The 20,603-nt window shown below is 72.6% G+C and carries 17 protein-coding genes and 1 pseudogene; 9 read left to right on the top strand and 9 right to left on the bottom strand.

The genetic code is table 11. The features are described 5' to 3' along the window. Nucleotides 1–8: 8 nt before the first annotated feature. The 3 genes from ACTEI_RS22995 to ACTEI_RS22985 all read right to left on the bottom strand — a co-directional run bounded on the left by ACTEI_RS22995 (nt 9) and on the right by ACTEI_RS22985 (nt 7,332). Nucleotides 9–4,877, bottom strand: coding sequence for a DUF4011 domain-containing protein (locus tag ACTEI_RS22995; RefSeq protein ID WP_122979545.1), 4,869 nt, complete (start codon nt 4,875–4,877; stop codon nt 9–11). A gap of 246 nt (nt 4,878–5,123) precedes the next feature. After that, complete coding sequence (locus ACTEI_RS22990; protein WP_239082478.1) at nt 5,124–5,729, bottom strand: TetR/AcrR family transcriptional regulator; 606 nt, start codon at nt 5,727–5,729, stop codon at nt 5,124–5,126. Nucleotides 5,730–5,751: 22 nt separating this feature from the next. Next, complete coding sequence (locus ACTEI_RS22985; protein ID WP_122979543.1) at nt 5,752–7,332, bottom strand: MFS transporter; 1,581 nt, start codon at nt 7,330–7,332, stop codon at nt 5,752–5,754. Nucleotides 7,333–7,503: 171 nt separating this feature from the next. Between ACTEI_RS22985 and ACTEI_RS22980 the strand changes: the two genes are divergently transcribed. Together ACTEI_RS22980 and ACTEI_RS22975 are read left to right on the top strand one after the other, a co-directional pair. Further along, nucleotides 7,504–8,514: an aldo/keto reductase gene (locus tag ACTEI_RS22980; RefSeq protein ID WP_122979542.1), complete on the top strand. Its 1,011-nt coding sequence runs from the start codon at nt 7,504–7,506 to the stop codon at nt 8,512–8,514. Nucleotides 8,515–8,739: 225 nt separating this feature from the next. Then, nucleotides 8,740–9,195 carry a MaoC family dehydratase gene (locus ACTEI_RS22975; RefSeq protein WP_122979541.1) on the top strand — a complete coding sequence of 152 codons (456 nt, stop codon included), beginning with the start codon at nt 8,740–8,742 and terminating at the stop codon, nt 9,193–9,195. Nucleotides 9,196–9,278: 83 nt separating this feature from the next. Here ACTEI_RS22975 and ACTEI_RS22970 read toward each other — a convergent pair whose 3' ends face one another. Continuing rightward, a complete protein-coding gene (locus ACTEI_RS22970) occupies nt 9,279–9,665 on the bottom strand; it encodes a TipAS antibiotic-recognition domain-containing protein (RefSeq protein WP_122979540.1) in 387 nt (128 codons plus the stop codon). Between the two features lie 313 nt (nt 9,666–9,978). Here ACTEI_RS22970 and ACTEI_RS22965 point away from each other — a divergent pair, with 313 nt between their 5' ends. The 5 genes and pseudogenes from ACTEI_RS22965 (at nt 9,979) to ACTEI_RS39415 (ending at nt 13,974) form a co-directional block, all read left to right on the top strand. Continuing rightward, nucleotides 9,979–10,641, top strand: a complete 663-nt coding sequence (locus ACTEI_RS22965; protein ID WP_145830891.1) for a hypothetical protein — start codon at nt 9,979–9,981, stop codon at nt 10,639–10,641. Further along, nucleotides 10,632–11,819, top strand: a complete 1,188-nt coding sequence (locus ACTEI_RS22960; protein ID WP_145830890.1) for a hypothetical protein — start codon at nt 10,632–10,634, stop codon at nt 11,817–11,819. The genes ACTEI_RS22965 and ACTEI_RS22960 overlap by 10 nt, the downstream gene beginning before the upstream one ends. A 280-nt stretch (nt 11,820–12,099) precedes the next feature. After that, the gene (locus ACTEI_RS22955) at nt 12,100–12,594 is read left to right on the top strand and encodes an SAM-dependent methyltransferase (RefSeq protein WP_239082477.1); all 495 of its coding nucleotides are present in this window, start codon (nt 12,100–12,102) and stop codon (nt 12,592–12,594) included. 121 nt (nt 12,595–12,715) lie between these two features. Then, a pseudogene (locus ACTEI_RS22950) lies at nt 12,716–13,355 on the top strand (transposase family protein); the annotation flags it as partial. Between the two features lie 301 nt (nt 13,356–13,656). Further along, nucleotides 13,657–13,974: an RICIN domain-containing protein gene (locus ACTEI_RS39415; protein WP_164466051.1), complete on the top strand. Its 318-nt coding sequence runs from the start codon at nt 13,657–13,659 to the stop codon at nt 13,972–13,974. A 191-nt stretch (nt 13,975–14,165) separates the two neighbouring features. Here ACTEI_RS39415 and ACTEI_RS22940 read toward each other — a convergent pair whose 3' ends face one another. The 3 genes from ACTEI_RS22940 to ACTEI_RS22930 all read right to left on the bottom strand — a co-directional run bounded on the left by ACTEI_RS22940 (nt 14,166) and on the right by ACTEI_RS22930 (nt 16,194). Continuing rightward, nucleotides 14,166–14,801 (bottom strand): hypothetical protein, encoded by a 636-nt coding sequence (locus tag ACTEI_RS22940; RefSeq protein ID WP_239082476.1) that lies wholly within the window; start codon nt 14,799–14,801, stop codon nt 14,166–14,168. 606 nt (nt 14,802–15,407) lie between these two features. After that, nucleotides 15,408–15,833: a hypothetical protein gene (locus tag ACTEI_RS37270; RefSeq protein WP_164466049.1), complete on the bottom strand. Its 426-nt coding sequence runs from the start codon at nt 15,831–15,833 to the stop codon at nt 15,408–15,410. Next, nucleotides 15,826–16,194, bottom strand: coding sequence for a winged helix-turn-helix transcriptional regulator (locus ACTEI_RS22930; RefSeq protein WP_239082486.1), 369 nt, complete (start codon nt 16,192–16,194; stop codon nt 15,826–15,828). Before ACTEI_RS22930 ends, ACTEI_RS37270 begins: the two co-directional genes overlap by 8 nt. 106 nt (nt 16,195–16,300) lie before the next feature. Here ACTEI_RS22930 and ACTEI_RS22925 point away from each other — a divergent pair, with 106 nt between their 5' ends. Further along, nucleotides 16,301–16,936, top strand: coding sequence for an NAD(P)-dependent oxidoreductase (locus tag ACTEI_RS22925; protein WP_122979536.1), 636 nt, complete (start codon nt 16,301–16,303; stop codon nt 16,934–16,936). Continuing rightward, nucleotides 16,936–17,358, top strand: coding sequence for a nitroreductase family deazaflavin-dependent oxidoreductase (locus ACTEI_RS22920; protein ID WP_122979535.1), 423 nt, complete (start codon nt 16,936–16,938; stop codon nt 17,356–17,358). Before ACTEI_RS22925 ends, ACTEI_RS22920 begins: the two co-directional genes overlap by 1 nt. Before the next feature lie 90 nt (nt 17,359–17,448). On the opposite strand, the gene ACTEI_RS22915 is transcribed toward ACTEI_RS22920, so the two are convergent. Next, nucleotides 17,449–19,158 carry a putative bifunctional diguanylate cyclase/phosphodiesterase gene (locus ACTEI_RS22915; RefSeq protein ID WP_122979534.1) on the bottom strand — a complete coding sequence of 570 codons (1,710 nt, stop codon included), beginning with the start codon at nt 19,156–19,158 and terminating at the stop codon, nt 17,449–17,451. Next, nucleotides 19,155–20,594: a PAS domain-containing protein gene (locus ACTEI_RS22910; protein ID WP_122979533.1), complete on the bottom strand. Its 1,440-nt coding sequence runs from the start codon at nt 20,592–20,594 to the stop codon at nt 19,155–19,157. The genes ACTEI_RS22915 and ACTEI_RS22910 overlap by 4 nt, the downstream gene beginning before the upstream one ends. Nucleotides 20,595–20,603: the final 9 nt, after the last annotated feature.

Raw genomic sequence — 20,603 nt, 5'->3', positions numbered from 1 at the left:
GCCCCGGCTCACTTGCGGGCCGGGGCGGCGCGCAGCACCCGGGGCCGGGCGCCGGGCGCACGCTCCGCGGCCGGCCCCTCCACCGAGCCGGTACGCCCCGGCCGGGCCGCCGCGGCCCGTTCCAGCGCGGCCCGCAGCCGGGCCTCCTCGCCCGCCCGGTCGCGGTACCAGGCCAGCGCCCACGCCCGGTGCAACCGCCACCCCAGGTCGGCCAGCACCTGGTCGGTGAGCCGGTCGCGGTCCCGCGCCGCCGGGCAGTCGCGGTACCCCGGGCCGTCGCAGCGCACCCCGAGCAGGTAGTCGCCGGACGGGTCGTCGGGGTGGCGGATCGCGATGTCCACCCGGCCGCCGGCGGTGCCCAGACCGGTCCGGGCCGGGTATCCCCACGACCGGATGGTCTCCACCACCGACTCGACGAACTCGCCGGGCGCGTCGGTCAGGTCCAGGCTGGTGTCCCCGGCGCCGCGTTCCACGTAGTCGAGGTAGGCGGCGAGCTGCCGGACCCCCTCGTTCTCCGACTCGGGCACGTCGCGGGACAGGATCGAGGTGACGATCTCCACGCGGTGCCGGGCGCGGGTGATCGCCACGTTCAGCCGCCGCCAGCCGTTGGGCCGGTTCAGCGCCCCGAAGTTCGCGCTGATCCGACCGGCCTCGTCGAAGCCGTACCCGATCGAGAAGATCATCACGTCACGCTCGTCGCCCTGCACCGCCTCCAGGCTCTTCACGAAGAACCCGTGCAGGCGGTCGTCGGTGACCGCGCGTTGCAGGGCCGGATGCCCGGCGGCGATCGCCTCCAGGGCCCGCTCGATCGCCTCGGCCTGCGCCACCGAGAAGGTGACCACGCCCAGGGTGTGCCCGGGCCGGGTGGTGAAGTGGTGCACGATCCGCTCGGCGACCCGTTCCGCCTCCACCGGGTTGTCCCGGCTGGTGCTGCGCCGGTAGACGCCGGCCACCGGGAACATCTCGACGCCGGTGTCCGGCCCGCTGCCGCCCGGGGCCGGGAAGGTGCTCAGCCGGCCCTGGTAGAACGCGTCGTTGGCGAACGCCACGAGGGCCTGGTGCCGGCTGCGGTAGTGCCAGGTCAGCCCCATCCCGGGGAACGCCCCGCAGGCCTTGGCCAGCTCCAGCACGGACTGGTAGTCGAGCACCTCGCTGTCCGGCGCGGTGGTCGACGCCCGGTCGAAGAACGACGTCGGCGGCAGCTGCCGGTCGTCGCCGGCGGTGATCAGGGCGCCGCCGCGGTAGATGCAGTTGATCGCGTCGGCCGGGGTGATCTGGGACGCCTCGTCGAAGATCACCGCGTCGAAGCGGATGTCCGGGGGCAGCGCCTGGCTCACCGTCAGCGGGGAGGCGAGAAAGCACGGCCGCAGCGCGAGCACGACGTCGCGGGCGCGGGCGATCAGCTCGCGTACCGGCAGTTGCCGGTCGGCCTTCATCGCCTCGCGCCGCAACAGGGCCGCGGCCGTGCTGTCGGCCGGCGGCCGGCGGGCCTGAACCGTCATGATGATCTCCCGGGCCGAGACCGCCGCCAGCCGCTCGTCGGCCTGCCGGAACTCGGCGACCAGCCGGTCGCGGTCCACGCCCCGCCAGGGCCGCAGCCGGCCGTCGGTCCGGACCACCGCGTCCACCCAGCCGTGCAACAGCGCCCGTTCCAGCACCGCCGGCACGTCCGCGCTGTCCATCCGCTGGTCGGCGCAGAACTCGACGGCCGCGTCCAGGCCGTGGAAGGTCAGCACGTCGCGGGCGTCCAGGCAGGAGAACCACTCCTCCTGGCCGCTGCTGTCGTCGCGGATGTCCCGCAGGAACGCCGCGGCCCGCCGGTAGTCGCCGAAACGGTCCCGCAGGTCGGCCTGGCGCGCCGGGCCGAACCCGGCCAGCACCGCCCGGCTGGCCTCCGCCCACTCCCGGGCCCGCTCGGCCAGCCCGGTGATCGGCCGTAGCTCCCGCAGCGCGGCGACCTGCGCCGCGGTGAGCGGCGCCTCGCCCGGGCCGGCGAACCGGCGGGCCGCCGCGGCCCAGGAGACCGCCGCGGCCAGGGCGGCCGGATCGGCGCCGGGCTCACCATCGGCGCCGAGCACCTCCGGAGTACCGGTACCGAGCGCCGCCTCGGCCCGCGCCGCCGCCGCGCGCAGCTGCGCCAGCCGCACCGTCTCGGCGTAGTCCAGGGTCCGCCCGGTCGCCGCGTCGTACGCCCGTACGATGTCCGCGGTCGCGTGCAGCGCGCCGATGTGCGCGCGCAGCCAGCCGATCGCGTCGTCGATCGGCCCGGACACCAGTTCCGGCCGCGCGGCCGGGTACGGCGCCGGGCGCAACGTGGCCTGCCAGCGCAGCAGCGCGTCGCGTGCCTCGCCGACCACCCGCACCGGCTCCGGGTCGGGGGCCGGCGCGCAGATGTAGCCGAGCACCGCCTCCACCCCGGCCGGCGGGGCCGCCGCGAGCGCCGCCGTGGCCACCGAGATCGCCTCGTCCAGGGCCGCGAAGTCGGTGGCCCGGCCCCGCCAGTACCGGCCCAGCGCGGTCGCGTACGCGTGTTCCGCGGCGGCCAGCTCCTGCCGGGCCCGCTTCCACGCGACCGCCGTGCCGATCCGGTCGATCGCGTCGCCCAGGTGCGCGCTCGGCAGCACGAACCCGGCCACCTGCCGCCGGTCCCGCCGGTACGCCGCGCGCAGCTTGCCCAGCCCGTGGTGCACGGTGGCGAAGCGTTCGGCCAGTTCCTCGACCGGCTGGGTGAGGATCGCCTCGGAGAAGTACGGCCGGGCCTGGATCTCCGCCCCGACCAGGCTCTCCAGCGCCCGGCGCAGCGCGCTCGACCCGCTCTGCACGGCGGCCAGCACCCCCGGGCCGAACCAGAACCGCTCCGGCTTGTGCGCACGCGTGCCCAGCTCGGCGACCGCCGCGACCCGGGAGATGTCGCTGATCGTCAGCGCCCGGGGGAGGCCCAGCTTGGCGGTGACCCGGTCCACCGCGCGGCGGTGCCGGTCGAGCTGCTCGGCCGCGGTGGTGAAGGAGCGGGCCAGGTCGTCGGCGTCGGCCGCGGTCAGCGTGTCGAGCTCGACCGGCGCGGGCAGGGCGTCGAGCGACGGCACGACCGGCAGGTCGGCGGGGGACGGCAGGGCGGTCCAGGCCACCCCGGCACGCTCCCGGACCGCCTCGGCGGCCGCGGCCGCGGCGGCCAGTTCGTCGCTGCGCCGCTGCACGGCCTGGCGGATCGGGGTCAGGTCGTCGGCGGTGAGCCAGGAGTCGGCGACCGGTCCGGGCCGCCGGCCGGCGTGCTCGGCGAGCCGCGCCAGGGTGGCCGCGTCGTCCGGGCGTCCCAGGCCGAACGCCCGGGCCGCGGTGTCGGCGATGCGCGCCGAGCGGGCCAGCGCGGCGAGCGCCTTCTCCGCCCGGCTCAGCGCGGGGTCCAGCGGCTCGCGGGTGGCCACGTCGCGCCACAGCAGCGCGTCGCCGTCGCACATCGCCCGCCAGGAGCGGGCCAGTTGGTCGGTGGCTTCGCGGACCCGGCGCATCACGTCCGGGGTGAGCGAGCCCGGGGTGACCGTGGGGACCGGGGCGGCCGGGGCGTCGGAGAGCCCGGCGCAGCGGCCGATGATCTCGTGCAGGCTCGCGCCGAGCGGGCGGCGGGTCTCGTTCATGGCGTACGCGAAGGCGGTCAACCGCTCGCGGCGCTCCCGCAGCAGGCCGCGGTCGACCACCGGCCCGTCGCCGGGCGTCTCCGGCACCTCGTCCACCGCCGCGGCCAGCAGCGTCGCGACCTCGCGCCGGCCGGCCTGCTGGCCGTGCAGCTCCAGGATGTAGCGGTCCAGCCCGGCCTCGGCGAGCCGGTTGCGGACCACGTCGAGCGCGGCCACCTTCTCCGAGACGAACAGCACCCGTTTCCCGGCGTGCAGCAGCGCCCCGATCATGTTGGCCACGGTCTGCGACTTGCCGGTGCCGGGCGGGCCGTCCATCACGAAGCTGTGCCCGGCGAGCGCGGCGGCGACGCAGGCGCGCTGCGACGAGTCGGCGTCCAGCACCAGCGGCACGTCCTCGGGCGGGGCGAGCCGGTCCACCTCCTCGGGCCGGATCGGGGTGAACCGGAACGCGTCGGTCTGCCGTCGGGGGTCGGTGGTGGCCAGGGCGCGCACCACCGGGTGGGCCAGGATGCGCTCCTCGTTCTCCAGCAGGTCCCGGTAGATCGCCTCCTTGTGGAAGGTGAGGCAGGTCAGGATGACGGCGCGCTCGATGTGCCAGCCGTGCCGGCGGGCCACCGTGTCGGTCACCTGCGACCAGAACCGCCCGATGTCGAGCTCGGCGCCCGGCTCCAGGGCGGGGATCGCGATCCCGGCCTGTCGCAGGCGCAGCGCCAGCGCCGGGTTGAGCACCGGCTCCTCGTCGCGCAGCCGCAGCTCGGGGTGCTCGCCGAGGTCACCGGGGAGCAACTCGGCGGGCAGCAGCAGCAGCGGGCTGGCGTGGCTGACCGGCTCGCTGTCGGCGTCCTCGTCGTTCTCGGCCAGCCGCCAGTGCAGCAGACCGAGCGCCAGGTGCAGCACGGCGACGCCGCGGTCCAGGTGCTCCTGCTGGGCGCGGCGCATCATCCGGCGCAGCAGCGGGCCCAGCGACCGCTCCGGCAGGTCGGTGCGCAGCGCGGCGTCCGGCGGTTCGCCGCCGCCGGGGCCGGTCAGCGGGCAGCGGGCGCCCCGGGTCAGCGCGGTGACCACCTGGTCCGGTTCCGGCGCGGTGATCTCAAGCTGGTCGGCGTGGGCGGCCGTGAAGTTGATCAGCCGGTTGTTCTCGCCGAGATCGACCAGGCTCTCCCGCCAGGCCCGCAGCGCTGTGTGCACGCCGGCCCGCGCCGGCCTCGGCCCGTTCCGGTCGTCGTCCCGCTGGGGTCCCATGCCCCCGATTGCAGCAGTGCGAAAGGCTTTCGCGCTGGAAAATCGGCTTCTTCGGCTTTGTCGGTTTCCGCCGGGCGGTGCCCTTCCGCGCTCCGGCGGTAGGCCGGGCCGCCGCCCGCCCGTGCCCGAGCGGCGATCGCTCCGGTTCGGGTGGCGGCCGCCCGTGCCGGGTCGCCGCCCGCCCGTGCCGGGTCGCCGCCCGTCCGCGCCCGGCCGCCGACCGGGCCGGGTCCGGGTGCGAGCGGGTCAGGCGGCCGCGCCGCGCAGCAGCGCGTCGACCAGCGCCTCCGGGAAGTCCGCGTCCGGGATGCCGGTGACCGTGCCGAACAGCCCCTGCATCATCGACGGGCCGGACAGCATCAGCACGGTCAGCTCGATGTTCAGGTCGGCCCGCAGCTCACCGGCCGCGATCCCGCGCCGCAGGATCTGTCGCATCACCTCGCGCCGCGGCTCGATCACCGCCTGATGCATCCGGCTGAGCTCCTCGTCCTTGATCAGTTCGGGCAGCAGGCACGCGGTGACCTTGCCGAACTCCCGGCCCCGCGACGACCGGTTCGCGGTGACCATGGCGATCAGATCCTCGCGCACCGACTCGCCGGCCAGCTCCGGGATCGGGCCCTTCATCGACCGGACCGCGTCGATCAGCAGGGCCTCCTTGTTCGGCCAGCGACGATAGATGGTCGCCTTGCCGACGCCCGCCTTGGCGGCGACGGACTCGATCGAGACGGCCGACGCGCTCTGCCCGTCCGACAGCAGGGTGAGCACCGCGTCGAGGATGGCCTCGTCGGCCTGGGCGTTGCGGGGCCGGCCAGGAGCCTTGCGCTCCTGGCCGGTCGAGATGGTGCCGGTCATGGCGTTCATTGTCGCCGAGCGGTTACGCCTCGACCAGGGCCACGCCCTGCTCCTCGGCGAGGACCGGGGCCGGGCGCGCGCCGGGCCGCCGGCCGGGCAGGAAGATCGCCGCGACGAGCGCGCCGAGCAGGGCGAACACCAGCGACCCGGCGGTCGCCCAGTGCATCGCGGTGATGAACGCCTCGTTGGCGCCGGCGATCAGGCCGGGACCGGCCGGGCCGGCCTGCGCGGCCACCGCGTACGCCCCCGAGATGGACTCGCGGGCCGCGTCGGCCGCCGCGCCGGGCAGGCCGTCGGTGGCGGCGCCCAGGTTGTCGCGGTAGACCGAGGAGAGGACCGCGCCCAGCACCGCGACGCCCAGCGCGCCGCCGAGCTGCCGGATGGTGTTGCTGACCGCGGAGCCGACACCGGCCTTCTCCCGGGGCAGCGCCGACATGATCGACTCGGTGGCCGGCGGCATCACGTTGGCCATGCCGACGCCCTGCACGAAGAAGGCCAGGGCGACCACGGCGATCGGGGTGTCCGCCCCGATCGGCAGCCAGGCGGCCAGGCCGAGCGCGACCAGCAGCAGGCCGACGGTGCTGACCAGCTTGGGGCCGAACCGCTTCACCATGGTCGAGCTGATCGGCGCGAAGACCATCTGCCCGACCGCGAACGGGACGAACAGCGCGCCGGAGGCCAGCGGGCCGTAGTCGCGGACCAGCTGCAGGTAGAAAGCGCCGAAGAACATCGAGCCCATGGCCGCGAAGAAGACCAGGCCGATCATCGCGGTGGAGGCGGAGAACTGCCGGTTGCCGAACAGCCGCACGTCCAGCGAGGGGAACTCGATGCGCCGCTCGTAGAGCACGAACCCGGCCAGCACCAGCAGGCCGCCGGCCAGCGGCGCCCAGGCCAGGGTGTCGCCGAACCCGTCCTCGCCGCCCTTGATCACGCCGTAGGTGAGCAGGGTCAGACCGATGATCGACAGCAGCACGCCGAGCACGTCGATCCGGCCCGGCTTCGGGTCCCGCGACTCCGGCACCAGGATCGCGACCAGCGCCACGCCGGCCACCACGATCGGCACGTTGATCAGGAAGACCGAGCCCCACCAGAAGTGCTCCAGCAGGAAGCCGCCGAGGATCGGGCCGAGGGCGACGGCCAGGCCGACCGCGCCGGCCCAGACCCCGATGGCCCGGCCGCGCTCGCGCGGCTCGAAGACGTTCGCGATGATCGACAGGGTGGCCGGCATGACGGCGGCGGCGCCCAGGCCCATCACCGCGCGGGCGGCGATCAGCTGGTCCGGTGAGCCGGCGTACGCCGAGATCAGCGATGCGATGCCGAACAGCGTGAGGCCGGCGATCAGAGCGATCCGGCGGCCCAGGCGGTCGGCCAGGATGCCCGCGGTGAACAGCAGGCCCGCGAAGACCAGCGTGTACGAGTTGATCGCCCACTCCAGCTCGCTCTGGGTGGCGCCCAGGCCCTGCTGCGGGTCGGCGATGATCCGCAGGGCCACGTTCAGCACGGTGTTGTCGAGCACGACGACGAGCAGGCTGATCACCAGCACGGCGAGGATGGCCCAGCGCCGGGGGTGACCGGCCTGGGGTGTCTCTGGAACTGCGTTCATCCGGTGTTTCCCCCCGGTTTCGAAACGGAACTGTCTCGTATCTCTATCCGGGGACAGTAGTCCGGCCCATTGAGAAACGGAACGCTCTCGTATCGGAATGTGGGCGCGGTCACCCGGCCCGGCATCGCGGGTTTGACCTGGAGCGCGCTCCAGGTCCTAACGTCGGGCGGCATGGACATGATGGAACTGGGACGAACCGGTACGCGGGTCAGCAGGCTCGCCCTCGGCGCGATGCAGATGGGCGGCGCCACCAGCGAGGCCGACGCGATCCGCATCCTGGACCGCTACGTCGGGGCCGGAGGCTCGTTCCTGGACACCGCCGACTGCTACGAGTGGTGGCGACGGGTGGGCAGCCGTGGCGGGGAGAGCGAGGAGCTGCTGGGCCGCTGGATGCGCGCCGGCAACCGCCGTGACCAGGTATTCCTGGCCACCAAGGGCAGCGCGGTGCCGGAGTACTCGCCGGCTCTGTGGGACGCCGACGGGAACCCGGACTGGGACCTGGCCCGGCGCACCTTCGCCGGGGCCGGTGCGGACACCCTGCGGCACGCCCTGGACGCCAGCCTGCGCCGGCTCGGCACCGATCACGTCGATCTGTACTACGTGCACGTCGACGACCTGAGCACCCCGCTGGAGGAGACCCTGGAGGCCCTCGCCGGGCTGGTCAGCGCCGGCAAGGTGCGGTACCTCGGCTGGTCCAACGTGCGCACCTGGCGGCTGGAGCGGATCCGGCAGCTGTGCGAGCGGCACGGCTGGCCGGCCCCGGTCGCGCTGCAGCAACAGCACTCGTACCTGCGCCCGAAGGCGGGCAACGCGGCCGCCGGGATCGTCGGCCCCGAGCAGTGGGAGTACCTGCGACTGCACCGCGACCTGCAGCTGGTCGCGTACTCGCCGATCCTCAAGGGCATCTACGACGACCCGGCGAAGCGGTCCGGCCACTGGATGATGGAGAGCTACGAGGGCCCGGACGTCGATGCCCGGCTGGCCGTGCTGGGCGAGGTGGCCGCCGAGGTCGGGGCCACCCCGAACCGTACGGTCCTGGCCTGGCTGCTGCACCAGACGGACCCGTCGGTGATCCCGCTGATCGGGCCGAAGACCCCGGAGCAGCTCGACGACCTGCTGCCGGCCCTGGACATCAAGCTGGACGCCGGCCAGCTGGCCCGCCTGGAGGCCGCCGGGGCGTGACGCGGCCGGGCCGGCCGGCACGGGGCGGCCGGCCCGCCGCGGCCGCCACACGCTCCGCGCCCCGCCGGTGGCGCGCCCTCCGGCGGGGTGTCCCGGCGGTTCCCATCCCGGCCGGTCCGTGAGAGGTTGAGGGGCGTGGATCTCCCGCGCCCGGTCGCCGGCCGGTCGCGCGGGGCGGGATCCAGCGTGCCAGGCCGGACGCCGGATGTGCGGAGAGGAATCGGAATGACCACGACCGTGAACGGGCTCGACGGACTCAAGTCGCTCGTCGGCCAGGACCTCGGCGCCAGCTCCTGGCTGGAGATCACCCAGGAGCGGGTGAACACGTTCGCCGAGGCCACCGGCGACCACCAGTGGATCCACGTGGACCCCGAGCGTGCCGCCCAGGGCCCGTTCCGCGCCCCGATCGCGCACGGTTACCTGACGCTGTCGCTGGTCATCCCGCTCTTCGCCGACCTGCTCAAGGTCGAGGGCACGAAGATGGGCGTGAACTACGGGCTGGAGCGGGTCCGGTTCCCCAGCCCGGTCCGGGTGGGCTCGCGGATCCGCCTCGCGGCCACCGTGGTCGGTGTCGAGGACGTGCCCGGCGGCGTGCAGAGCACCTTCGACTTCACCGTGCAGATCGACGGCTCGGACAAACCGGCCTGCGTCGCCCGCGCCGTCTACCGGCAGTACGCCTGAGCCGACCGGGCCACCGGCGCGCCTGCGCCGTTCTCACCGGCTGACCGCGCTGTCGCCGCTCGTCGCGGTGGCACGCGGCCGGGTCAGAGCCGGGTCTCGGCGTACCGCAGCATCGCCCCGCCGAGGAACTCCACCATCCGCGGGTGGTAGGAGTTGTGCCACTCCCGCATCGCGTCGTCCTCGGCGTACCGCAGCGCCATGCCGAGATAGGCGTCCCGGCTGGGCGGGTAGAACCGGCTGGCGATGGCGTAATGCCTGCCGACCAGCTCCTGGACCGGTTCGTCCTGCGGCCGGGCGCCGGCGGTGATGGCGGCGGCGATCTCGCTGTACAACTCGTGCCAGTCCCGGTGGACGCGGTCCCTGTCGACGTGTGCCCAGTCATCGGTCGCGGCGAGGCTGGCGGTCTGTTCCTCGGCGAGCGAGCGGCGGCACCGCGCGGCGTCCTCGGGGTTCAGCATGGATGTGGTCATCTACGGTGTCATGCCCTGTCGGTAGGGGTCTGCGGGACGGTGCCCGGCCGCTCGTGGACGTCGGCGGCAGCGAACCGTCGCACGTGGACGCCCGGTACGGCAACTCGTTTCCGCCCCCCGCGAGGGCCGCGGGAAGCCGCCGCGACCGGAGCCGGAAGCCCCCCGCCGGGTGGCGGGCCCGTCCCGGCGCTCCGCTCGGCGTCATCCCGGCGTGCTCCTGGCCCGGTGTGCGTACCGCGAGCGGTCCGCCCGGGCCGCATCACCGTTCCCGTGGTGGGTCGTTTGAGGAGCAGACGGGTGTGGTGGAGGTGCGGTGAAACGAGGGAGTCCCCTCCTGCTTGCCACGGCCCTGGCCGTGCTGGCGGTGGCCGGCTGCGGCGGGTCCGGCGGTTCTCGGCAGCTCGCCCCGGTCGCCGCGAGCCTGCCACCGGACGCGCCCGGCGGCCGCGACGTGCTCGCCCCGGAGGCCCCGGGCCGCGATGTGCTGCCCGGCGACGAGATGCCTACCCGCGACGTGCTGCCCGGCGACGAGATGCCCACCCGGGACGTGCTGCCCGGCGACGAGATGCCCACCCGGGACGTACTGCCCGGCGACGAGATGCCGGGGACCGGGGAACCGGCGGGGAGCGGCCGCGACACCGCGTCCGGCAGGAACCGGCCGGGCCGCGCCGGGCGGCACGCGGATCCGGGCGGGGCGGGCCCGGCGCGGCAGGACGACCCTTCCGGTACGTCGGATCGGCCGGCCATCCCGACCCGCTCGGCCCGGCCGGATCGGGCGAAACGACCGGCCCACCCGGTTCAGTCGACCAGCCGTGCCCGGTATGTCCGGCCGAAGTACTCGGCCGGCGCTCGGCCGGTGAAGCAGCCGGAGCAGACCCCGCCACCCGGCCCGCCGTCGTCCTCGGCGCAGCCCGCCGCGGGAAGCTCCCCGCCCACGACCGAGGCCGGCCGGACGTGCGGCGCGGGATGCCGTTGACGCCGGCCCGTACCGTCCCGGACTGGCGCCGGCGCCTCGACCGCCTGGGCGCCCGCACGATGACCGCGGTCGGCGACTGGCTCGCTCCGCGCGCCCGGGCCGCCCCGTCCGAGCCCCGGATCAGCGCGCTGGTCGCCGCCGTGGCCGTGGCCGGCGGCGTCCTGCCCATCCTGGTCATGGCGGTGACCTGGGCGACCAGGCCGGAACCGGCGCGCCCCGAACCGCCCTGCCGGGCGCCGCGCCAGCCGGCCGGCTACGTCCTCGCCGACCGGCCCGGCGAGGACCGGTACCGCCCCGGACGGCAGTGCAACTCGGCCGGCGCCGAGAACACCGTGGAACGCTCCGGGACCGGCCGCTACCTGGTCGTGCTGGGCCGGCTCGGTCGCGCCGGCGGAGTCGCCGAAGTCACCGCGGTGACCCGGGACGACCGGATCTGCACCCTGCTGGACTGGCACCCGGACGGTGCCGACGAGCTGCTCCGGGTGAACTGCTTCGACCGGGCCGGCAAGCCCGCCGACAGCGGCTTCACGGCTCGATGGCACCTCGGCGCGGGTGCCGGAGCGGCCGCCTACCTGCGGCTCGGCGACCCGGGCCGGACCAGCCAGACGGTCGACGACGAGTACAGCCACAATGGCCGGGGCGGCACGAACTCGGCCGACCGGGAGGACACCGGCTCGTACGTCGTCCACTTCGGCAGCATGGACGATGTGGACGGTGGCACGGTGAAGGTCACCCCGGTCGCGGACGCGGCGACGGTGTGCGAGGTGCAGCGGTGGTTCGCGTACCCGGAAGGCCGCAATCTCGCGGTGCGCGTGCGGTGCCGGGACGTGACCGGGCAGCCGGTGGACTCCCGGTTCGCGATCACGTTCGCCGCCGGGCCCGACGCGGTGCACGGCGGCTACCTGCGCGCGGACCGGCCGGGGGAGGCGCGGTACACCCCGCGGGGGCCGTTCCAGCTCAACCGCGCCGGGCAGGCGAGCGTGGTCACGCGCACCGGCCGCGGGCAGTACCGGGTCGGCCTGGGCGGCCTGCCGGGCACCGGCGACCTCCAGGTGACGCCGTACGACACCGCGGCCAGCTGCGTGATCGGCCCGGACGACGACGCCGTCCACGTGATCTGCCACGCGCCGTCCGGCGCCCGCGCCGACGCCGGGTTCCTGCTGATCGCCCGGCGGTGATTCGCTGAGAGTCTTAGGTATCGTCGCTCCAATGCGGACCCTGCATCTGTCTGGCGCGCATCTGACGCATCCCGGACCAGCGGTTCGAGGCGGCGGCCCTGGCCGAGCCCGGCGCCGCACGGCAGCATCCTGGCCTTTCACCACCCGCCCGTGGTGGTTCCCGGCGTGGCGGTCCGGGGCGCCCGACGCCGTCATCGCCGCATGCGGTCCTGCCGCGTAGCCACCGCTGGGGCCGGACATCCATCTCGCCCGTGGCGAGCCGAAGAAAGGGGAATCGCTGGTGCAAGAGCAGATCGGGGACCGCACCGACCGGAGTGTGGTGACCGCACAGCCGGTGGCACACGTGCTCGGGGGTCGTGCGGAAGTGTTCGATGACGCGTGGGACGGTGTGGAGGCCGTGATCCGGTTGGACGCCGCTCAGTTCGGCCAGGACGCGCTGTCCGGGTTGGGCGACTTCTCCCACCTCGAGGTGGTGTTCCACTTCCACCAGGTGCCCCCGGAGAAGGTGGAGACCGGCGCCCGGCATCCGCGTGGGAACACCGCCTGGCCGCTGGTCGGAATCTTCGCCCAACGCGGCAAGAACCGCCCGAACCGGATCGGGGTCTCCCGCTGCCGGCTGCACCGCGTGGACGGGCACGACCTCTACGTCAGCGGACTGGACGCGGTAGCGGGCACCCCGGTGCTTGACATCAAACCGTACATGGCGGAGTTCGGACCGCGCGGGGAGGTCCGTCAACCCGGGTGGGCGACCGAGATCATGAGTAGCTACTACTGAGCCTTTTCAACCTGATGTTGCAGGTCAATCGGGGTCGTCAGGGGGCGGTGATCGATGAGGACGAGGCTCCAGTAGGACAGCAAATCGACCAGAACCCGATGCCCCGACCGGGAGCCTCGCCATGCTGTCTTACCCGTCCACGATCTCGTTGTCCAGCCGGACCCTGAACCACCTGGCCGAGCGCATCCGCGGCCACCGCCAGCAGCGCAGATCCCGATGGCGGCGGCTGAGCCCCGCTCGCCAGGCCCTGCTGGCCCGGGCCCACCTGCGCAACGGTGACACCTACCCTCGCCTCGCCGCCGGCTTCGAGATCGGCATCCAACCGCCTGGCGCTACGTCCAGGAAGCGATCGTCCTGCTCAGCGCAGCGGCCGAGGACCTGGACACGGCCATGCAACGCATCCGGCAGCTGGCGTACGCGATCCTGGACGGCACGCTGATCCCGATCGACCGGGTCGCCGACCAGAAGCCGTACTACTCGGGCAAGCACCAGCGGCACGGCGTGAACGTACAGGTCATCGCCGACGCGCTGGGGCGGCTGGTATGGGCTTCGGCCGCGTTCGAACGGCGCCGTTTCCGGCCGAAGCTGTCACGCCGGCAGAGGGCGGTCAACCGGGCTCACGCCAAGATCCGCGCGCGGTGAGCGGGCGATCGCCACGCTCAAGATCTGGAAGATCCTGGTGAAGCTGCGTTGCTGCCCACGCCGCGCGACCGCGATCGTGCGGGGCCATCCTCGTTCTGCACCACGCCCCGCTACGCAGGATGAAAAACACTCATCATAGTCAATTTCCCGAACTGGCGAGGACGCGCGATCGTCGAACTTATACTGAGAATCCATCGGCTGGATGGAAGGACGGGAAATGAGAAAATCTTGTTCCTCTGTGGCGACGGTCATGCTTGCGGGCATGGGGATGCTTGGCTTTGGTGCACCGCAGGTTCAGGCAAAGGAACCGTCGACCCCTTCACGAGTGGTCGATCGTCAGATGGCCCTTCATAACCTGAATAGTCATAAGTGTCTGGCTATTGGGGCATCCAGTACCGCACCGGGAGCGGAAGCGATTCAATGGACCTGTTTGGGCACCAGCGACCGTCTTGGATCCTGCGGTGGCTAGGTAACGACTATTGGCAGATCAGAAATGACAACAGCGGGCAATGTCTGGGTGTCGGCGGCGCTAGCACGGCAGAAGGTGCCCATGTTATCCAGTGGCCGTGCGCGGATATTCCAGACCAGCGGTGGTATGGCAGACGAAATGGTGGGACGTACGAGTTTGTCAACCAGAACAGCGGAAAATGCATGGCTGTCGGTGGCAGCGGCATGGCTGACGGAGCACCGGTGATCCAGTGGAAATGTTTGAACACACCGGATCAGAAATGGTACTGAGATCGGCTTTCTCAAGGCTGCCGATGCAGAGTCGGGTAGCCCGGGGGGTGCGATCCTTCCGGGCTACCCGACCCTGCCCAACTCCCTGATCGAACGACCGTCCTGGACGCTCGTCCGCTCGCCACTTCAGATGAGAACTCGCCACCTGCACGCTGCGCTCGCCAGTTCATCGGAGGGTCCCGTCCACGTGACTACGGAACAGCCGCCCTTGCCGTTCGACCGTTTACCCAGCGCGGCCGCCGGATCAATCCGATGACGAGCAGTGTGAGCGAGAGCAAAGGCATGGGGTGACCAATGGCGAGGGCGAATGCCAGGTCGGCAAGACCTCCGCCCACCGTCGCTACGAAGATCCAGCGGGGCCCGGTTCCGACGGGGGCGCGATGGTGGGCGCGGACCTTTCCCCACGGCTTCGCGACCGAAAGCCAGCCCTGGAACGCGATGGCGCTTGCCATGAGCCCGGACCCGGCGATCTGCACCCGTGACGGTCCGGCGGTCAGGGACTCCGTGAGCGCCGGAGAAAGTAGGAAGATTCCCAGGTAGAGCTGGACGAGCGTGATCACGAACTTGATGAGTACCCACCAGTTCCGGAAGAACCCCCAAGGCGTGGCGGCGGCTAACATGATGCCCGTGAAGGCTGAGGCGTCAGCCATCGGCCCCAGCAGGCGGCCGTCGAGGACGTGCGCCATGGAAGTGGCCGCACTACGGACCGAGACGTCGGATCCATACCCGACGGAGAGCAGCACGCATAACGCCATTGCCTGGGCCATCCAACCGACCGACGTCAATACGTGCAGCCAGACGGTCAGGTGTCGCCACCGCTTCGTCACACAGTGATACTGCAACGAATCGCGCCAGCCGGACATCGGGGAGAACCCGGAAAATGGATTCGGGGTTGTTGATCACCATGTGAGTCGGATCCGGAGAACGCACCTGCAAGACAACGTTCTCCTCATGCCGCAAGTCGCGCGCCTGGGTGGTCCGTCGGCCGCCAACTGTCGGGCGCGGAACTGGGTCGACGAACCCCGCAGCGACTGGCTACCTTCGCGAGAAGGGAAGATTGGGCCGGTATCGCTATGTCGGTCCAGCAGAACCCCAGGACGAACGTCCACCCATAAAGGCGGTCAATGTCGGCTCCCGCGCTGTTCTTGACCGCTGGCCGGCCGCGCGGACCCGAGCCGAGTTCGACGAGCCGTTCACCTTCGTCGTTGCGCTCGACGGCTCGCTCAGGGCCGCCCCGCGTCGCAGCGAGCATGTCGCCGTTGCAACCGGCCGAGACGTACCTGCCGCGGGCGAGACAACGTTCGCCGGCGCAGCGGGGGCGCGGCACGTGCTTGAGGTGACCAACCAATCGACCGGCTACTGTCCCGATCCGGACTGCTGGACGGCAGTCGGCGCAGCGCTCGATCGCCTAGGTCTCACGCAGCTCGGGGACTTCACCACCAAGCTCGTCTGCCGGCGATGTCCGTTCCTGCGGCGAGCGCAACATCGTCCGCGACAGCGACTTCACCTGTGCTCCGTGTGACGGCGCCCTGCCGGCGTATTGGAACTTCGACCCCTGATCGGCAGAGGTCACCGACATCCGCTTCTGCCTCGCTGCGGGCCGCGTAATCGCGGGCAGGCAACCCGGATTCGCGGGAAAGCCGGTCCGTCATGGCCGGACGGACTTGACGAACCAGATTCCACAGAAGGCGGGGCAGCACCTTGAACCCGATCTGGTTCGGTGGCTTCTTCACGACCTTGAAGGTGAGGTCGAGATCGTTGCGGGTCGAGTCGGTCAGGCCGGTGTAGGCGTTGTCCGCCCACATCCGGGTCAGCTCCCGCTTCTTCGTGCGCGGCTCAGGTTGCCAGCCGTCACCCACGCCGGCCGCCAGTCGATGCTTCGCGGGCGTCGAGGAGCTCCTCCCAGTGTTCCCGGGCCCAGGCGCACGCGGCGGTCATCGGCTGGAGCAGGCTGCGGCCCAAAGGGGTCAGTTCGTACTCGACGCGACGCACCGGCCCGAGGTGGCTGGTGCGTTCGATCAGGCCGTCACGTTGCAGCGTCCTGAGTGACTTGGTGAGCGCTTTCGCCGTGATGCCACGCAGCGGAACGCGAAGCTCGGAGAACCGCCGTGGTCCCTGCTCCAGGCACCGGACGATCATGCCGGCCCACTTGTCGCCGATCCGGATCGGCGACAGATCGGAGGGACACACCGGGTCGAACATGTCGGGATCCAGGGGCATCGTCACGACCTCCACGGTAGCCGGTATCCGATCGGTAACTACCTGTCCGGATACGGTCTGCGGCGGCGCCGGCGATGGGGCCGGCTCAGAGAGGCGAGGTGCCGAGATGGGCAGGTTGGTGGTTTTCGGTGCGGGCGGCCGGGCCGGACGGGCGGCCGTCGCCGAGGCGCGCCGTCGTGGTCACCAGGTCACCGCGGTGGTTCGTGATCCGGGCGGGCATGGCGGCCTGTCGGGCGACGGCGTGCAGCTGATGGCTGGTGACGTGACGGACGCGGACAGCGTCGCCCGGCAGGCCGCTGGACACGATGCTGCGATCAGCGCCGTCCACGACGCCGCAGTGCGGCCCAGCGCCCTCTACACCGGCGCTGCCCGCGCCTTGCTGGACGGACTGGCTCGCGCGCAGGTAACCCGGCTGCTGGTGGTCGGCCTGGCGTCGACGTTGCAGACCGAGCACGGGGTGGCGCTGATGGACACGCCCGGCTATCCGCAGGAGTACCGCTCGTTCTACCTCGCCCACGCCGCCGGTACGCGGGTGCTGCGTACCGCGACCACCGGCGTGGACTGGCTGGTCGTCAGCCCTGCCGGCGACTTCGACCACGGCGGCGCGCGCTCCGGGCGCTACCGCACGGCGATGGCCGACGCGGCCAGTCGCATCTCGTACGCCGACCTCGCCGTCGCGCTGATCGACGAGATCGATACCCCTGCGCACCACCGGACCCATCTCGGTGTCGAGGCCGCCTGATGGCCGGCGAGATCTTCGACAGCCCGAACCCCTGGGTCGCCGCACACATCCGCCGTTTCGCAGAGACCAACGGCACTCCCCGGCCCGGCGTGAGCGACCTGTTGCTGATCACGCGAGGCCGCCGATCGGGAAAGTTGCGCCGAACCGCGCTGGCCTACGCACGAGAGGACGATCGCTATGTTGTCGTCGCGTCCAACGCGGGAGCCGACCGGCACCCCGCCTGGTTCCTCAATCTCTGCGCCGACCCGAACGTCACCATCCAGGTCGGGACCGAGACCCTCCCCGCGCGGGCCCGGATCGCCCCGGCAGAAGAAGGACCAGGACTGTGGCAGCTGATGATCACGATGATGCCGTCCTACCGGAAGTACCAGGAGGCCACCACGAGAGAGATCCCCGTGGTCATCCTCGAACCGTCGACCTGATCCGGGCAGACAGCATCTGCTTGCCGCACCTCCCGCTGAACATCCGTCATGCGCCCGGGGCTCGTACCGGGAAAGGGTGGTTCGTCGCCGTCAGGCGGCGGTGGGCAGCGGGGCCGGCGCGGGCAGCGGGACGGCCTCCGGCGGGGTGGGGCGGTTCAGGTGGTAGCCCTGCAGCAGGTCGACGCCGGCGCGGGCCAGGTCGGCCGCGGTCGGCTCGTCCTCGACGCCCTCGGCGACCACCTTCATGCCCAGCGACCTCGCGATGGCGATCACCGACTCGATGATCGTGGCGTGCGCGGGCGAGTCGTGCATCTGCACCACGAACGACCGGTCGATCTTGAGTTCGTCGATCGGCAGGCGGGGGAGCAGGCCGAGCGAGGTGTACCCGGTGCCGAAGTCGTCGATCGCCACCCGCACGCCGCGCAGTCGCAGCTCGGCGAGCTGGGCGGCGACCTGGTCCGGGCGGATCAGCACCGCGGTCTCGGTGATCTCGACGGTGAGCAGGTCCGCCGGCACGCCCTCCAGCTGCAGCAGGGCCAGGATGGTCGGCACGGCGCGGTCCTGGGCGAGATACGCCGCCGGCAGGTTCACCGACACCGGCACGTGGTGGCCCTGCCGTTTCCAGAGCGCCGCCTGGTGCAGCGCCTCGGCCAGCACCCAGTCGGTCAGCTCCAGGATGACGTCGGAGCGTTCCGCGTCGGGCAGGAAGACGCCGGGCGGCAGCAGCCCGCGCTGCGGGTGCTGCCAGCGGACCAGTGCCTCCACCCCGGCCAGCGCCCGGCTGGTGGCGTCGTGCAGCGGCTGGTAGTGCAGCCGCAGGTGCCCGCTGCGCAGGCCGGTACGCAGCTCGGTGAGCTGGCGCAGGTCGACCCGCTGGGTGCTGTCCAGGCCGGGGGTCCACTCGACCACGCCGGTCCGGTCCTGCTTGGCACGGCGCATCGCGGCGGCGGCGCGGCGCTGCAGCACCGCGATGTCGTGGTGGTCGGCCGGGCTGATCCCGATGCTGACCTCGACGCTGATCGGCAGGCCGTCGATCGGGTGCGGCCCGCGGATGCCGGCCGCGATGTGCCGGCCCATGCTCTGCCGGGTGTACCCGGACGGCAGCTCGGAGAGCAGCACCAGGAACTGGTCGCCGTCCAGCCGGGCGACCAGGTTGCCGGTGCCGCTCACCGCCCTGAGCGCGACCGCGACCCGGTGCAGCAGCATGTCCGCGCCGTGGTGGCCGAGCACGTCGTTGGCGTCCTGGAACCGGTCCAGACCCAGGTGCAGCACGGCGCCCAACCCACCGGCGTCGAGGCGGCGCTGGCCCTCGGCCGCGACCGTGCTGCGGTTGGGCAGCCCGGTGAGCTGGTCGGTGCGCGAGAGCCGGGCGTACCGGCCGGCCATCGCGGCCAGCAGGTCCATCATCGGGGCGATCCCGTGCCGGCCGTCCGGCCAGCTGACCAGCACCGGCTCCTCGCGTTCGCGGGGTGGACGGGCCAGCGCGGCCTGGGCGGCCACGTCGATGTCGGTGTCGGCGGGCAGCGTCAGCGTGTCGGCGAGCGACAGGTCGCCGACGGTCCGCCGGATCGTCAGCGCCCGGCCGAAGCCGAGACGCCCGGTCGCCGCCCGGTCCAGCAGCTCGCGGCTGACCAGCCGGTGCCCGGCCTCGGTGCGCACGATGACGCCCGGAGTGTGCCGGTCACCGTGCAGCGTCGCCTCGATCTCGCTGATCGGGGTGCTCGCCGGCAGCGGCGTGGTCGGGATGCCGATCTCGCCGAGCTTGCGGGGCAGCCGCGGTCCCGGTGCGGTCGCCGTCACGGGCGCCCCCCGAGGTGGAAGCAGGCGCCGTCGACCAGCGTGCGGCCGCCCTCGACGCGGGGGCGCAGCCGGACCAGCAGCCGGCCGCCGTCCGGGCCGGCCGCGGTCAGCTCGGTGTCGGCGGGCGCGCCGGCGCGGGCCGCGGCCCAGGCGCGGGCGAGCTCGTCGTGGTCGGCCGGGTCGACCAGCTCGGCGACCGGGTCACGGTCGCCGGTGGCGGTGAAGGAGAGCGTGGCCAGGCGGCGGGCGAGGTCCTCCAGGTCACAGCGGGCGGTGTGCTCCCGGGTACGGTCGAGCAGCATCCCGTCCCAGACGGTCGCGCCGCCGGGCTCCCGGTGCGGCCGCGCGGTGCCGTACAGCCAGCGGCGCAGGCCGTCGCGGCGGACGATGCCGCCCTGCCACTCCCAGGGTTGCAGGGTGCTCGCCGACTCCCGGACCGAGGTCAGGAAGGACTCCCGGTCCTCCTCGACGATGAAGTCCAGGATGTCGGCCTGTGACGTGGTGATCTGCTCGGGGTCGACGCCGTAGAGCTCGCGGCAGGCGTCGGAGACGAAGCTGAATCCGGCGCGGCCGTCCGGCTCGACCCGGAACTGGTAGAGCATTCCGGGCGCGTTGTGCACGGTGTTGCGGAAACGCTCCTCGCTCGCGCCGAGCGCGGCCTCGCTGCGCCGGCGGGCGGTGTCGTCGATGGCGATCGTGCAGACGCCGTAGACCGAGCCGTCCGGGTCGGTGAGCGGGACCCGGGTGACCACGTACTGGCGGATGTCGTCGCCGAACGGCAGCTCCTCGAGCACGGTCCGGGCGGCGCCGCTCTCCACCACCTGCACGTCGTGCGCCCGGCTGTGCGCGGCGACCGCGGCCGGCAGCACGTCCTGCTCGCCCCGGCCGACCATGTCGGCGGCGGTGACCTGGAAGACCCGCTCGTACTCGCCGTTGACGAACAGGTAGCGGCCGTCCAGGTCCTTGGCCGAGATCATCGCGGTGGTGTGCTGCAGGATCGCGGTGATCAGCTGGTTGCTGCGCTGCAGTTCCTGGCGCGCCTCGTGCCACTCGGTCTGGTCGGAGATGAACGCGCAGAAGCCCTCGTCCCCGAGCGCGTCCATGGTCATCGAGATGCTCAACTCGGAGCCGTCGCGGTGCACGGCGGGCATCTCGAAGCGGTGACCCGGCCCGGGCCGCTCGCCGGTGACCAGCCGCCGGGCGAACCCGGCGTTGTGGGCGGCCCGCAGCGCGGGCGGGATGATGGTGTCCGCCAGCCGGCGGCCGAGCACGTCGTCGCGGCGCCAGCCGAACAGCCGCTCCGCAGCCGGATTCCAGTCTCGGATCAGGCCGGAACGGTCGACGCGCAGGTACGCGAGCGAGCTGGCGTCGACGGCGTGGGACCGGCCGTCGGCCACCGGCTGCTCGGTGATCTGAGAGGCTTCGGCGGTGAACACCCCCGCATC

It is taken from the genome of Actinoplanes teichomyceticus ATCC 31121, from assembly GCF_003711105.1.
Classification (GTDB): Bacteria; Actinomycetota; Actinomycetes; order Mycobacteriales; family Micromonosporaceae; genus Actinoplanes; species Actinoplanes teichomyceticus.
This window is presented reverse-complemented; position numbering and strand designations above follow the sequence as displayed.